Source organism: Rhizobium sp. PRIMUS64 (assembly GCF_023006465.1).
Taxonomy (GTDB): Bacteria; Pseudomonadota; Alphaproteobacteria; order Rhizobiales; family Rhizobiaceae; genus Rhizobium; species Rhizobium leguminosarum.
Window position 1 is genome coordinate 1 of the sequence record NZ_JALBGX010000154.1, and the last position, 14760, is coordinate 14760.

16 protein-coding genes are annotated in these 14760 nt (G+C 61.7%); 15 read left to right on the top strand and 1 reads right to left on the bottom strand.

The genetic code is table 11. The features are described from left to right. From MOV76_RS33920 to MOV76_RS33970, 11 genes are all read left to right on the top strand, one after another. Positions 1-368: SPOR domain-containing protein (locus MOV76_RS33920; protein ID WP_247266166.1), on the top strand; the 368-nt coding region annotated here is incomplete at its 5' end. A 114-nt stretch (positions 369-482) separates the two neighbouring features. Further along, entirely contained in the window at positions 483-1496 is a 1014-nt protein-coding gene (gene nagZ, locus MOV76_RS33925; RefSeq protein WP_026188370.1) for a beta-N-acetylhexosaminidase, read from the top strand. An 18-nt stretch (positions 1497-1514) separates the two neighbouring features. Next, the gene (locus tag MOV76_RS33930; protein WP_112902754.1) at positions 1515-2372 is read left to right on the top strand and encodes a ScpA family protein; all 858 of its coding nucleotides are present in this window, start codon (positions 1515-1517) and stop codon (positions 2370-2372) included. Then, complete coding sequence (scpB, locus tag MOV76_RS33935; RefSeq protein WP_065277110.1) at positions 2369-3085, top strand: SMC-Scp complex subunit ScpB; 717 nt, start codon at positions 2369-2371, stop codon at positions 3083-3085. Before MOV76_RS33930 ends, scpB begins: the two co-directional genes overlap by 4 nt. 183 nt (positions 3086-3268) lie before the next feature. Beyond that, on the top strand, positions 3269-3460 hold the full coding sequence (locus MOV76_RS33940; protein WP_003538990.1) for a twin-arginine translocase TatA/TatE family subunit: 192 nt from the start codon (positions 3269-3271) through the stop codon (positions 3458-3460). A gap of 51 nt (positions 3461-3511) precedes the next feature. Further along, positions 3512-4123, top strand: coding sequence for a Sec-independent protein translocase protein TatB (gene tatB, locus MOV76_RS33945; protein ID WP_018241796.1), 612 nt, complete (start codon positions 3512-3514; stop codon positions 4121-4123). After that, positions 4120-4947: a twin-arginine translocase subunit TatC gene (gene tatC / locus MOV76_RS33950; protein ID WP_018241797.1), complete on the top strand. Its 828-nt coding sequence runs from the start codon at positions 4120-4122 to the stop codon at positions 4945-4947. The genes tatB and tatC overlap by 4 nt, the downstream gene beginning before the upstream one ends. Positions 4948-5146: 199 nt before the next feature. Beyond that, a complete protein-coding gene (gene serS / locus MOV76_RS33955) occupies positions 5147-6430 on the top strand; it encodes a serine--tRNA ligase (protein ID WP_018241798.1) in 1284 nt (427 codons plus the stop codon). Positions 6431-6434: 4 nt separating this feature from the next. Then, entirely contained in the window at positions 6435-7208 is a 774-nt protein-coding gene (surE, locus tag MOV76_RS33960) for a 5'/3'-nucleotidase SurE (RefSeq protein WP_247266167.1), read from the top strand. Continuing rightward, entirely contained in the window at positions 7205-7858 is a 654-nt protein-coding gene (locus MOV76_RS33965; protein ID WP_018241800.1) for a protein-L-isoaspartate(D-aspartate) O-methyltransferase, read from the top strand. Before surE ends, MOV76_RS33965 begins: the two co-directional genes overlap by 4 nt. Positions 7859-8103: 245 nt before the next feature. After that, positions 8104-9708: a peptidoglycan DD-metalloendopeptidase family protein gene (locus MOV76_RS33970; RefSeq protein WP_247266168.1), complete on the top strand. Its 1605-nt coding sequence runs from the start codon at positions 8104-8106 to the stop codon at positions 9706-9708. A 148-nt stretch (positions 9709-9856) separates the two neighbouring features. Here MOV76_RS33970 and MOV76_RS33975 read toward each other — a convergent pair whose 3' ends face one another. Then, a complete protein-coding gene (locus MOV76_RS33975) occupies positions 9857-10729 on the bottom strand; it encodes an ATP-binding protein (RefSeq protein ID WP_247266169.1) in 873 nt (290 codons plus the stop codon). Between the two features lie 206 nt (positions 10730-10935). Between MOV76_RS33975 and yajC the strand changes: the two genes are divergently transcribed. From yajC to MOV76_RS33995, 4 genes are all read left to right on the top strand, one after another. After that, positions 10936-11283, top strand: coding sequence for a preprotein translocase subunit YajC (gene yajC, locus MOV76_RS33980; protein WP_003558894.1), 348 nt, complete (start codon positions 10936-10938; stop codon positions 11281-11283). 45 nt (positions 11284-11328) lie between these two features. Further along, entirely contained in the window at positions 11329-13869 is a 2541-nt protein-coding gene (secDF, locus tag MOV76_RS33985) for a protein translocase subunit SecDF (RefSeq protein ID WP_247266170.1), read from the top strand. 4 nt (positions 13870-13873) lie between these two features. Continuing rightward, the gene (locus MOV76_RS33990) at positions 13874-14260 is read left to right on the top strand and encodes an Mth938-like domain-containing protein (protein ID WP_018241804.1); all 387 of its coding nucleotides are present in this window, start codon (positions 13874-13876) and stop codon (positions 14258-14260) included. Positions 14261-14262: 2 nt separating this feature from the next. Beyond that, the coding region (locus MOV76_RS33995) for a phytoene/squalene synthase family protein (protein ID WP_247266171.1) at positions 14263-14760 on the top strand (498 nt) is incomplete at its 3' end.

Consider the following 14760-nt stretch of genomic DNA (forward strand, 5'->3'; position numbering starts at 1 on the left):
CCGTCAACGTCGTCGGCACCGTCACCGAGAAGGGCAATGTCCGGCCGCCCGCACAGCAGCCGAAGACGACTGAGGTCGCGGCCGCAGCTCCAGTCGCCGCAAAGCCACAGCAGGCCGCATCCGCCGGCGGCTACGGCATCCAGATCGCCTCGCTGCCTTCGGAAGACGAGGCGACCAAATCCTATGCCAACCTGTCGAAGAAATTCGCCAGCGTGCTTGGCGGCCGCAGTCATGAGATCCGCAGGGCCGATATCGCCGGCAAGGGTACTTTCTACCGTGTCCGCATTCCGGCCGGTTCCAAGGACGAGGCCGCAGCGCTCTGCGAACAGTATCGCGCGGCGGGCGGAAGCTGCCTGATCTCCAAGTAGATCGGTTTTTTGAACAGAATATAGGAGCGGCGGGCCGGATCGGCCCGCCGCTCTTTTTTGTGCATCCGGCCCGACCTTGCTCGCATTTGGCCGGGCGCCGTCTATGATTCGGATATGACCGAATCAAAAGCGATGATCCTTGGCTGCAGCGGCCTTTCCCTCACATCCGAAGAGAAAGCCTTTTATCGGGGCGAACGGCCCTGGGGCTTCATCCTCTTCGGGCGCAACATCTCCGAAGCACGGCAGATCACCGATCTCGTCGCCGAACTGCGCGACAGTGTCGGCTGGCATGCACCGGTGCTGATCGACCAGGAGGGCGGCCGCGTCCAGCGCATCCGCCCACCCGTTCTAGCGCGTTATCCTTCCGGCCTGGCGCTCGGCGATCTCTATCGCCGCGATCGCGTGCTCGGCCTGCGCGCCGCCTGGCTGATGTCGCGGCTGCACGCCTTCGACCTTTCGAGCCTCGGCATCGATGTCGATTGCCTGCCGGTGCTCGATGTGCCTGTCGAGGGCAGCAGCAACGTCATCGGTGACCGAGCCTATGGCGGCGATCCCGAAACCGTCATCGCGATGGGGAAAGCGGCTGCCGCAGGGCTGAAGGCCGGCGGCCTGTTGCCTGTGATGAAGCATATGCCCGGCCACGGTCGCGGCTTTGCGGATTCACATCTGGAGCTGCCTGTCGTCACCGTCTCGCGCGATGAGCTGGAGCTGCATGATTTCCCGCCCTTTGTCGCGATGAAGGACGAGTTGATGGCCATGACCTGTCACGTCGTTTTCGCCGCCATCGACCCGGACAATCCGGCGACGACCTCGCGCAAGGTGATCGACGGCATCATCCGCGAACACATCGGCTTTAACGGTCTGCTGCTCTCCGACGACAGCTCGATGAACGCTCTTTCCGGCACGATCGGTGAACGCGCGGCGAATATCATTGCAGGCGGATGCGATATCGTGCTGCATTGCAATGGCAATATGGACGAGATGCTAGATGTCGTGGCAAATGTTCCGCCGCTCGCCGGCATATCGCTTGCCCGTGCAAAAGCGGTGGAAGCGGGCTTCGCGACGCCGGATACATCAGATGAAGCGGAATTGAGGGCGGAATTCGAGGCGATGTTTGCGACGGTCTGATCGTAAGGGAGTAGCTAGGTGAGCACGGTCAAGGGCACGGAACGCCCGCAGGCGGCGACGCCGATGGACAAGTTGTGGCAGGATAACGGTGCCGAGCGCGCCAGCCACGAGCCGGCGCTGGTGATCGACGTCGCCGGCTTCGAAGGCCCGCTCGACCTGTTGCTCTATCTCGCCCGAAACCAGAAGGTCGATTTGTCGCGCATTTCGGTGCTGGCGCTCGCCGAGCAATATCTGCTGTTCATCGAAAGCGCCCGGCGTATCCGCATCGAGCTTGCCGCCGACTATCTCGTCATGGCAGCCTGGCTTGCCTATCTGAAGTCGAAGCTGCTCATTCCCCAGCAGGTCAAGGATGACGGCCCTTCCGGCGAGGAGCTGGCGGCAACACTCGCCTTCCGCCTGAAACGTCTCGAAGCCATGCGCCAGGCGGCAGACGGCCTCGTCAACCGCAACCGCCTCGGCCGCGATATCTTCGTGCGTGGCGCCCCCGAGCATATTCCCGACCGGCAGCAGTCCGCTTACGCGGCAAGCCTCTACGATCTCCTGACTGCCTATGCGGCGCTGCGCCAGCGCCATGCCGTCACTCAGGTGACGATCGAGCGGCGCACCGTCTGGTCGCTGACCGATGCCCGCGAACTGCTGACCCAGATGATCGGCGAGATCGGTGACTGGACGGCGATGGAACATTATCTGCTGCGTTATCTCGCAGCGCCTGAAGAACGCGTCACAGCAATCGCCAGCGCCTTTGCCGCCTCGCTGGAGCTGGTGCGCGAGGGCAAGCTCGAAATCCGCCAGGACGGCGCCTTTCAGCCGATATACATGCGCCGCGGTCCGAAACATGCCACGCTGCAGGTGGTGGAACAGGAGCAGCCGGCTTGATCGATCCGAGGAGCGAGGAGGAATTCGAAGGCAATTTCGAAGACAGGGGCCGCGACCTGCAGGCCGAGATCGAGGCCGAGCGCATCGCCGAGGCGCTGGTCTTCGCCTCCTCGCAGCCGGTCTCCGAAGGCTTCCTCGCTGAGCGCCTGCCCGAGAAGACCGACGTGCATGCGATCATGCTGCGCCTGAAGGAGCAATATGCGCCGCGGGGCGTCAATCTTGTGCAGGTCGAAGGCGCCTGGGCCTTCCGCACCGCCGCCGACCTGTCCTTCGTCATCCGCCGTGATGACAATGAGGTGAAGAAGCTTTCGCGCGCCGCACTGGAAGTGCTGGCGATCATCGCCTATCATCAGCCGGTGACACGTGCGGAAATCGAAGATATCCGCGGCGTCCAGACCTCGCGCGGCACGCTCGACGTGCTGATGGAGGCGGGCTGGGTGCGCTTCCGCGGCCGCCGGCGCACACCGGGCCGGCCGGTGACATTGGGCACGACACGCGATTTCCTCGACCATTTCGGACTCGAAGAGCTGCGTGACCTGCCCGGTCTCGAAGAGTTGAAGGGAGCGGGCTTGCTGTCGGGCCGCATTCCGGCGAATTTCAATATTCCCTCGCCGTTGATGAACGACGAACTGACCGAGGACGAAGACCCGATCACCCAGATGGACCTCGAGGAACTGGGGTTGCTGGCACCGCGTGGCACCCCTGAAGATTGAGGGGCTTGCGTCTTGCTTTTGCCATGCATGGCGAAAACAATGGTGGCCACCACTTTTCGATGGGTCGATGGCTTGTCACAAAGGGCGATACCGTGACATTAAGCTCAGTTCACAGGGCTTGATGTTGGAAACGATGTTGGAAATCCTTACATCGTGGGAACATAGAAACAGGGAGTTAGCGTAATGGGTTCTTTTAGCATGTGGCACTGGCTGATCGTTCTGGTCATCGTGCTGTTGTTGTTCGGTCGCGGCAAGATTCCGGAACTGATGGGCGACGTTGCCAAGGGCATCAAGAGCTTCAAGAAGGGCATGACGGACGAAGACGCGCCGGACACGGCAAAGACCGTCGATCACAAGGCCGACGAAACGAAGTAACCAAGTCCGGGAAAAAGCGCAGCCCCCGCGCTTCCCGTCCAGGAGCCTTGCATGTTCGATATTGGCTGGACCGAGCTTTTGGTCATCGCGGTCGTACTGATCGTGGTCGTCGGTCCCAAGGATTTGCCGCCGATGCTGCGCGCTTTCGGCAAGATGACGCAGCGCGCCCGCAAGGTCGCGGGTGAATTCCGTGCGCAGTTCGATGAGGCGTTGCGCGAAGCGGAACTTGACGATGTCCGCCAGACGATCAGCGACGCCCAGAAACTCAACCCGGTCAACAGCCTGCGCGAGGCGATGAATCCGCTTCGCCAGATGGGCAACGAGATCAAGGCCGACCTGCAGAAGTCGACCACGGTCACGGAGAACAAGACCGAGGTGCCGCCCGACGCTGTTGCAGCCCCGACGCCGTCGATGAGCTTGCCGGAAACGCCGCCATTGGTAGCGACACCTGCGCCGTCGGAACCCGTCGCAGCAGCGATTGTCCAGGCCGATACGGTTGCCGCCAAGCCGAAGGTTGTGCGCAAGCCGCGCGTCAAGGCTGCCGATAAGGTCGATGCTGCGGCTGCCGTTGCCGTGCCTGTGGAAAAGCCGAAACGCACGACGGCAGTCAGGAAGCCTGCAACGCCGAAGAAGCCGGCGCAGACGAAGAAGGACGAGGCATGAGCGGTGATATCGAAGACAAGCCGCAGCCGTTGATCGAGCACCTGATGGAGCTGCGCACGCGGCTGATGTGGTCGATCGGCGCCTTTTTCGTCGCCTTCATCGCATGCTTCTTTTTTGCCAAGCATCTCTTCAACTATCTGGTCATACCCTACAAGACAGCCGTCGTGTGGGCGCATCTCGACGTCGAGAAAGCCCAGCTCATCTACACCGCGCCGCAGGAATTCTTCTTCACGCAGGTCAAGGTGGCGATGTTCGGCGGCCTTGTGGTCGCGTTCCCGATCATTGCCGCCCAGGTCTACAAGTTCGTGGCGCCGGGTCTCTACAAGAATGAGCGCCAGGCTTTCCTGCCGTTCCTGATCGCCTCGCCGGTCCTGTTCCTGATGGGCGGCGCGCTCGTCTATTTCTTCTTCACGCCGATGGTCATGTGGTTCTTCCTGTCGATGCAGCAGGCGCCAGGTCATGACGAAATAGCGATCTCGCTGATGCCGAAGGTCTCGGAATATCTGAGCCTGATCATGACGCTGGTCTTCTCCTTCGGCCTCGTCTTCCAGCTTCCCGTCGTCACCACGCTGCTTGCTCGTGTCGGTCTTCTGACGTCGCAATGGCTCGCCGAAAAGCGCAAGTTTGCCATCGTCCTCGCCTTTGTTGTCGCCGCCGTGCTGACGCCGCCGGATCCGATGTCCCAGATCGGCCTTGCGATACCGACGATCCTTCTCTACGAGATTTCCATCCATGCGGCGCGACTCGTGGAGCGCCAGCGTGCCCGGCAGGCGGTCGAAAAGGAAACTGGATCCGCAGACGTTGCCAAGACGGACAGCGTCTGAGCTGAGATCTGGAAATCCCTTCATGAACGTCGTCGACTGCATAATCCTTAAATCGGAATCGGTTTAAGGATTATGCAGCAATTCAAAGTGTTACAGCGTCCCTTGCGCGTCTGAAAAGACACGGCGGCGCTGTAATATCCGGTCGAGGTCCGATCAGGCTTTGGCCGGGCCACCTCTGTTGCAACGACCTGGAACGACGATGCTCGATATCAAATGGATCCGTGAGAATCCCGAAGCGCTCGATGCCGCCCTTGCCAAGCGCGGCGCGGAGCCTCTGGCACAAAGTCTCGTTGCCCTCGATGAAAAGCGGCGCTCCGCCGTCCAAAGGGCGCAGGACTTGCTGTCCCGCCGCAACCTCGCCTCCAAGGAAATTGGCGCGGCGATGGCCCAGAAGAATAGCGAGCTTGCCGAGAAGCTGAAGGCCGAGGTGTCTGAACTGAAGACCCTGCTGCCGGCGATCGAGGAAGAGGACCGGCAACTGACGGCCGAACTCAACGACGCGCTCTCGCGCATCCCGAACATACCTTTCGACGACGTCCCGGTCGGCAAGGACGAGCATGACAATGTCGTCACCCGCACCGTTGGCGAAAAGCCGCGCTGGAACCACGCACCGAAGGAGCACTTCGAAATCGGCGAAGCGCTCGGCTATATGGACTTCGAGCGCGCCGCCAAGCTCTCCGGCTCGCGCTTCACAGTTCTGACCGGGCCGCTCGCCAAGCTTGAGCGGGCACTCGGCCAGTTCATGATCGATCTCCACACCAGCGAGCACGGTTATACCGAAGTTAGTTCGCCGCTGATGGTGCGTGACGAGGCCGTTTATGGCACCGCCCAGCTGCCGAAATTCGCCGAGGATCTCTTCAGGACGACGGACGGCCGCTGGCTGATCCCGACGGCCGAAGTGACGCTGACCAATCTGGTGCGCGAAGAAATCCTCGATCAGGAAAAGCTGCCGCTCCGCTTTACCGCGTTGACGCCGTCCTTCCGCTCGGAAGCGGGCTCCGCCGGCCGCGACACGCGCGGCATGCTGCGCCAGCATCAGTTCTGGAAATGCGAGCTTGTGTCGATCACCGATGCCGAGAGCGCCGTTGCCGAGCATGAACGCATGACCGCCTGCGCCGAGGAAGTGCTGAAGCGCCTCGGCCTGCATTTCCGCACCATGACGCTTTGCACCGGCGATATGGGCTTCGGCTCGCGCAAAACTTACGATCTCGAAGTCTGGCTGCCGGGGCAGAATGCCTTCCGTGAAATCTCCTCCTGCTCGGTCTGCGGCGATTTTCAGGGCCGCCGAATGAATGCGCGCTACCGCGGCAAGGAAGACAAGAGCAACAGGTTCGTCCACACGCTGAACGGTTCCGGCACGGCCGTCGGCCGCTGCCTGATCGCTGTCCTTGAAAATTATCTGAACGAGGACGGTTCCGTCACGATTCCGGACGTTTTGCTGCCCTATATGGGCGGATTGACCAAGATCGAACGGGCGGCCTGAGGCGATGCGCATCCTGCTTACGAATGACGACGGCATTCACGCCGAAGGCCTTGCAGCGCTGGAGCGGATCGCGCGGACGCTGTCCGACGATGTCTGGATCGTCGCGCCCGAGACCGACCAGAGCGGCCTTGCCCATTCGCTGAGCCTCTCCGAACCGTTGCGGCTGCGCAAGATTTCCGACAAGCATTTCGCCCTGCGCGGCACGCCGACCGATTGCGTCATCATGGGCATCAGGCAGGTAATGGACATCAAGCCGGATCTGGTCCTGTCCGGCGTCAATTCAGGCTCGAACGTTGCCGACGACGTGACCTATTCCGGCACGATCGCCGGCGCCATCGAAGGCACCATGCAGGGCGTGCGCTCCTTCGCGCTGAGCCAGGCCTATCTCTATGAGGACGGCGCACGCATCGTGCCCTGGGAGGTCTGCGAAACGCATGCGCCGGCTCTTCTGGAAAAGCTGATGGTCCTGGAGCTGCCGGAGGGTACGTTCCTCAATCTCAACTTCCCGAACTGCCGTCCCGACGAAGTCAATGGCGCCGAGGTGACCATGCAGGGCAAGCTCGCCTTCAATCTGCAGGTCGACGCCCGCTCTGACGGCCGGGGCTTTCCTTACTACTGGCTGAAGTTTGGCGAACGCGCCGGCGCCTTCGTTGAAGGCACCGATATTCACGCCCTGAAGCATAATAAGATTTCGGTAACGCCTTTGAAACTGGATCTGACCGATTATTCCGTGACGGACCGCGTGGCGCGGGCCTTGGGATACGGAGCACAAGTTTGACGGCAAGACTGGCGGAGAAGGAGGGCTTTGCTGCGCTCGTCCTCAGATTGCGTGCCGAAGGCATCTCCGACCTCGATCTGCTGACGGCGGTCGAGCAGACGCAGCGCTCACTATTTGTGCCGCCGCAATATGCCGACGACGCCTATTCAAGCCGGACGATCCCGATCGAGTGCGGCTCCTTTCTCGAAGGCATCGATTTTGCCGTCCGCATCCTGCATCACCTGAAGCTCAAGCCCGGCCAGCGCGTCCTGGAGATCGGCACCGGAAGCGGCTTTACCGCTGCCGTCATGGGCCGCATGGCCGAGCGTGTCCTGTCCATCGACCGCTACAAGACGCTGACAACGGCAGCGCAGCGGCGCATGGAATCGCTTGGTCTGCGCAGCGTCATCATTCGCCATGCCGACGGTAGTGCCGGCATGCAGGGCGAGGGCACCTTCGACCGCATCCTGGTGACTGCGGCCTTCAACGCGATGCCGCGCTTTTATACCGACCAGCTCGTTTCCGGTGGCTCGATGATCGCGCCGCTAATGATTTCCGAGAACGAGTGTCGCATGGTGCGGCTGACGAAAACCGGCAGCCGTTTCGAACGCGAGGAACTGTTCGAAGCACCCTATCTGCCGATCGTTCCGCGCCTTGCCTCGCTGTTGTAGGGCCTCGCTGCCCTAGGCGTAGATGTTTTCCGGACGGATCGGCGTGAAATCTGAATATGCATCACAATCGGAAAAGCTGCTCGCAGTTTTCGGCATTATGCTCTGCGCACTACGATTTTTCACCCGTAAGCCTATGGTTATCAACTTCTCAAAAATATCGCACTGATTCCAGCATCTTAACCGCGTGGTAATACTAACGCGTTTTAATAGACTCACAAATGGTTGCGTTCTCAGTGGGTCGAGTCATGCGTTTCAGTCTTTCGCCAAAGTTCGGGAAGTCGGCCGGTAATCTTCTGGTTGTTGGCCTGCTGGCAAGTGCCGCAACGGGCTGCAGTTCCGATGTGACACGGTTTGGCGGCTTGTTTTCCTCCTCCGGGCAGGACCAGATCACCACAAGTTCCATTCCGCGCAGGAATATGAACGGTTCTCAGGGTGATCCGGTGCCGCGCGCCGATCTCGGCGGTTCGGCCGTTGCCAGCCAGTCGGGCTATGGCGGCGGCAATGGCGCGCTGAACCAGCCTTATCCCGCACGCCAGGGTTACGATCCGACCCGCACGTCGAGCTCAAGCGCACGTCTCGCTTCCGCGCCGGTCTCGGTGCAGCGTTCAGATCTGGCCGCGCCGACGGCCGTTGCTCCGTCCCGGCAGCGGGAAAAGGAAGTTGCGCTCGCCCAGCCTTTCCCAGCTGCGCCGCAGGCCGAAAAGCCCCGATTGGTCGCGCCGGCGGCACCCAAGGTGACGCCTGATACGCTGACGACCGGCACGACGCCGAAGGTTTCCGGCTGGTCCGCGACCAACGCTCCTTCGGTGACGCTGCGACCGGGTGAAAGCATCGCTACGCTCTCCAGGCGTTTCGGCGTTCCGGAAAAGGAAATCCTGCGCGTCAATGATCTGAAGACGGCATCTGCCGCCCAGCCGGGCCAGGCGATCCTCATCCCGACATTCAACGGCGGCAATGCCGCCAAGGCGGCATCGCAGGCGGCTGACCTTTCCAAGCCCGGCAAGATGCCAGAGGCGCCGAAGGCGCCTGAGCAGAACGTTGCCGTCATTCCGGGCGCCAATTCCGCCCGCGACAAGACGCTGGCGAGTGCCGATGCCACCGGCAAGCTTCCCGTCGGCGCCGGCAAGGATCCGAAGGCACCTGCCGGCACCTATGTCGTCAAGCAGGGCGATTCCCTGGCAAAGATCGCCAAGGCGACCGGCAGCAGTGTCGACGATCTCAAGGCCGCCAACAATCTTTCGGCCAACTCGCTCCGCATCGGTCAGGCCCTGAAGATCCCGAACGGCACCGCCGACAATATCAAGACCGCCTCGATCCCGGCCGAGAAGGTCGATCCGAAGCCGACCCAGCCGGCAGCTGCCCTGCAGACGGCTTCCGTGCAGCCTGCGCCCTATAAGGCACCGGCCGCCACCCAGACCGTCGACGATGCCGAGAAGAAGTCGGACGTCAGCTCTGCCGCGCCGGAATCGACCGGCATCGGCAAATACCGCTGGCCGGTGCGCGGCCAGGTCATTGCTTCATACGGCGCCAACGTCAACGGCAACCGCAATGACGGCATCGACATCTCGGTACCGCAGGGCACACCTATTAAGGCCGCTGAAAACGGCGTCGTCATTTATGCCGGCAACGGCCTGAAGGAACTCGGCAACACGGTTCTCGTCCGTCACGACGACGGCACCGTCACCGTCTACGGCAACGCCGACACGCTGAGCGTCACCCGCGGCCAGAAGATCCAGCGCGGCCAGACGGTTGCCGTCTCCGGCATGAGCGGCGACGTCAAGCAGCCGCAGGTCCATTTCGAGGTGCGCAAGGACGCGTCCCCGGTCAACCCGATGACTTTCCTGGAATAGGTACTGCGTACCAGGAAACGCAAAAGCCCGGCCACCAGCCGGGCTTTTGTCATTTAATGCATGTCGCGCAAAAGTGCGCAGCGGTTTTGGGATAAACGACAAAGACCCAAAACGCGTCGCGTGAATTCGGATTGACGCGCGACGCGCTCTAGCCCCGATCGATGTGAACGCGCATGCGCCCGGCCAGGTCCTGGATATACTGCCAGGCGACGCGGCCGGAGCGTGCGCCGCGCGTCGTTGCCCATTCCAGCGCCTCGGCATGCATCTTGTCGCGTTCGAGCTCGAGCTTGAAGTGATCGGCATAGCCGTCGATCATGCCGAGATAATCCTCCTGGCTGCATTTGTGGAAGCCGAGCCAGAGGCCGAAGCGGTCGGAAAGCGAAACCTTTTCCTCGACCGCCTCCGACGGATTGATCGCCGTCGACTGCTCGTTTTCCATCATGTGGCGCGGCAGGAGATGACGCCGGTTGGAGGTGGCGTAAAAGAGCACATTGTCCGGCCGCCCTTCGACGCCGCCGTCGAGTGCTGCCTTCAGCGATTTGTAGGCGGTGTCATCGTGATCGAAGGAGAGATCGTCGCAGAAGACGATCACGCGGTACGGCGTGTCCTTCAGGAGATCGAGCAGATGGGGGAGGGTGGCGATATCCTCGCGATGGACTTCGACCAGCTTCAGCAAGGCACTGCTTTCGCGCCTGACATCCTCGTGCACGGCCTTGACCAGCGAGGATTTGCCCATGCCGCGCGCCCCCCAGAGCAGCACATTGTTGGCGGCATAACCCTCGGCGAAACGCACCGTATTCTCATGCAGGATGTCGCGCACATGATCGACGCCGCGGATGAGCGTCAACGCCACCCGGTTCGGTCTCTTGACCGGCTGCAGATGCTGGCGCAAAGGCGCCCAGACGAAGCAGTCGGCAGCATCCCAGTCGTTGAGGGCGGGTGCCGGTCCGGCAAGACGCTCGACGGCGTCTGCGAGCCGTCTCAGTTCGGCGAGCAGGGCTGTGTTGATTTCCTCAGTCATCGGTGGCCTCCTGATTTCTCACTGCGGCAATCCGCTTTAATCTTTCGATGCCGGGTAGCATGGCGTTTTGACGGCGGAAAGGTTATGAGGCAGCGGAATCGGTACTGTTTCCGGCTGTTTCTGTTGCATTCATCGAAGCGGTAACTATAGTCCGGCAACCTGAAAAGAGAGGCGGAGTTCCGCCGCCCAAGCCTGAGGAGTTTAGCATGTTCATCACCCCGGCATTCGCCCAGAGCGCGACCGATACCGCAACGGGATTCGGCGGTTCCGGTTTCGAAATGATCATCCTGTTCGTGCCGCTGATGGTCGTCTGGTACTTCCTGCTGATCCGTCCGCAGCGCGCACAGGCAAAAAAGCGTGAGGAGACCCTGAAGGCAATTCGTCGCGGCGACCAGGTCGTCACCGGCGGCGGTCTTGTCGGCAAGGTCACCAAGGTCGTCGACGAGAAGGAAGTCGAAGTCGAGATCGCTGATGGCGTGCGCGTGCGCATCGTCCGCAGCGGCATCTCCGAAATTCGCGTCAAGGGTGAACCGGTCAAGGCCGACGCGGCGTAACAAGCGATAACGGCAGGACCGCCGGATCGGAAGATCGTCGAGAGAATGTTGCATTTTTCCCGCTGGAAAACACTTCTGATTTGGCTGGTCGCGTTTGCGGCCATCGCCATCGCTGCGCCCAATCTGCTGACTGAGGCGCAGCGATCCTCCCTGCCGGATTGGTTGCGGCACGACCGCGTAGTGCTTGGTCTCGACCTGCAGGGCGGCTCGCATATCGTTCTGAAGGTCGAGCGTTCCGATATCGTCAAGGACCGCCTGGAAGAGGCGGTCGCCAATGTGCGCAACGCGCTGCGCGGCGCTGGCATCCGCTATACCGGGCTGACCGGCAATGACCAGACCGTCACCGTCCGCATCACCGATCCGGCGCAGACACAGGCGGCGGTCGATCTCCTGAAGCCTTTGACGACGGTTGGCGGACATTCGGGACCTGGGGTCGCGCTGCAGCAGGGCGCGGAGGGGCAGCTCTCGCTGCAGATTTCCGACGCCGGCATTACCGCTGACGTTGCTTCCGCGCGGACCCGGTCGCTCGATATCGTTGGCCGCCGTATCGCCGGATTCGGCTATGATAATTTCCTTGTTCGCCCGGATGGCGCCGACCGGATCGTCGTGCAGGTGCTGGGATCGGTCGATGCTGAGCGGCTGAAGAACATCCTGAACCAGCCGGCCAAACTTTCCTTTCATCTGATCGACGAAAGCATGTCGGGGCAGGAGGCGCTGAACAGCCGTTGGCCGGCGACATCGCAGGTGCTCTATTCGCTTGACGATCCGCCGGTACCTTATCTGGTCGACCGCGCGGCTTTCGCCACTGGCAGCAACATGGTCGATATCGAGCCTGTCGTTGATCAGCAGACGCAGGATACCGCGATTGCCTACCGTCTCGATGCGGAAGGTACGCAGCGGCTGGCGCAGGCGACGGGGCAGAATATCGGCAAGCACCTTGCCATCGTCTTCGACGACCAGGTGATGTCGTCACCGGTTATCGATGCGGCAATCACCGGCGGTGAGGGCCGGATTTCGGCGAACTTCTCGGAAGATGGCGTCCGCGACCTTGCGATCATGCTGCGCGCCGGCGTCTTGCCGGCGACGCTGACCAGCGTTGAGGAACGCAGCGTCAGCCCGAGATTCGGCGCCGATTCCATCTTCAGCGGCCTCGTTGCCGGTCTCGTCGCCGTCGTGCTGGTCGCGGCACTGATGATCGCGCTCTATCGCATCCTCGGCGTCATCGCCGTCGTCTCGCTCTTCTTCAACCTGATGCTCATCGTCGCGGTGCTGAGCCTTGCCGGCGCGACGCTCACCTTGCCCGGGATTGCCGGCATCGTGCTGATTGTCGGCATGGCGGTCGACTCGAACGTTCTGATCTACGAGCGTATCCGCGAAGAGGAGAAGACCACCCATTCCTTTGCGGAGGCCGTCGGCCGCGGTTTCTCACGCGCATTTGCAACGATCATCGATGCGAATGTGACGATCTTCATCGCCGCCATCATCCTCTTTTTCCTTGGCAGCGAATCCATCCGCGGCTTCGCGGTGACGCTGGCGGTCGGCATCCTGACGACTGTTTTCACGGCTTTCACCCTGACGCGCTCGATCGTTGCCGTCTGGCTGAGAGCGCGCCATCCTCGACATCTGCCGAAGAGCGTTCTGGCGCATCTTTTTGAACACGCCAATATCCGCTTCATGGGAATCCGCCGTTATGTCTTTACGGCGTCGGCGGTCATTTCGCTGATTGCCATGGCCGCCTTTGCCACCGTCGGCCTGCATCTCGGCATCGATTTCACTGGCGGCTCGCTCATCGAGGTGACGGCGAAGCAGGGCAATGCCGACATCGCCGATCTCCACTCGCGCCTCAATGATCTCAATCTCGGCGACGTGCGCGTCGAGCGCACGGGCGGACCGTCGAACGCGCGGATCCGCATCGCTTCCCAGGGCGGCGGCGAAAATGCCGAGCAGTCGGCGGCGACGCTGGTGCGCGGCGAGCTCCAGGAGGACTATGATTTTCGCCGCGTTGACGTCGTCGGACCCGCGATCTCGGGCGAATTGACGATGATGGCGACGCTCGGCGTGCTTGCAGCACTAGCCGCGATCCTGATCTACATCTGGATCCGCTTCGAATGGCAGTTCGCGGTCGGCGCCATCGTCGCAACGCTGCACGACGTCATCATCATGCTTGGTCTCTTCGTCCTCACCGGTATCGAGTTCAACCTGACGAGCATCGCCGCCGTGCTCACCGTCGTCGGTTATTCCCTGAACGACACGGTCGTGGTCTATGACCGAATGCGCGAAAATCTCAAGCGATACAAGAAGATGCCGCTGCCGATCCTGATCGATGCCTCGATCAACCAGACGCTGTCGCGCACCGTTCTAACCGCGGCGACGACGCTGACCGCCTTGCTGGCGCTCTTTCTCTTTGGGGGCGAAGTCATCCGCTCCTTCACCTTTGCGATGCTCTTTGGCGTCGCTCTCGGCACCTTCTCTTCGATCTATATCGCCGCTCCTGTCTTGATCGTCTTCCGGCTGCGGCCGGAGGCTCCCGACGGGGAAGAGAGCAACAAGACGGATGCCGGTGTAAAATCCGGCACGGTGGTTTGAAAACATGGCAAAAGGCATAGAAATCCGCGCCGCGCATTTCCCCGGCCGCGCTCCGATCGATGCTTACGGCAATGGCGGCTTTCGCTTTGCCGACATGTCGCATCGTGGCTCCATCCTTTGCCTGCCCTCCGGCATTCATGGCTGGGACATGGATATGTCGAAACCACTGTCGCCTGAAAATTTCCGCCGCGTGCTTGATGAGGCTAGTGATATCGAGGTTCTGCTCGTCGGTACTGGAACCGAGCTTCGCCGCCTGCCCGAGGAATTGAAGCTGGCGCTAAAATCGCGCGGCATCTCCTCCGATCCGATGAGCACCGGGGCCGCAGTGCGCACCTTCAATATCATGCTCGCCGAGCAACGTGCCGTCGCCGCGGCGTTGATTGCGGTCTGACGATGACCGAAGCGCATATTGCGACGAACCAGGAGATCTGCCTGGCGATGCTGCGTGAGAGCGATCGCGACCGCTACCTCGCCTGTCTGCTGTCGCCAGAGGAAAAGCGCGGCGCGCTTGCGGCTCTCTATGCCTTCAATGCCGAGCTTGCCCGCATCCGCGATCTCGTGCACGAGCCGTTGCCCGGGGAGGTGCGGCTACAATATTGGCACGATCTTCTGGAGGGCAGCGCACACGGCTCGACGGCGGCCAATCCCGTCGCCGCGGCGCTTCTGATGGCGATTGAAACGCACCGCCTGCCGCGCAAGACGCTGATCGACATGATCGGGGCCCGCACCTTCGATCTCTATGACGATCCGATGGAGACACGTCTTTCGCTTGAAGGCTATGCCGGCGAAACGGCATCCGCGCTGATCCAGCTCGCAAGCCTGGTGCTTTCGCCGGAGGAGGCCGCACGCTCGGCCGACGCCGCCGGCCATGCCGGCGTCGCCCAAGCGGTC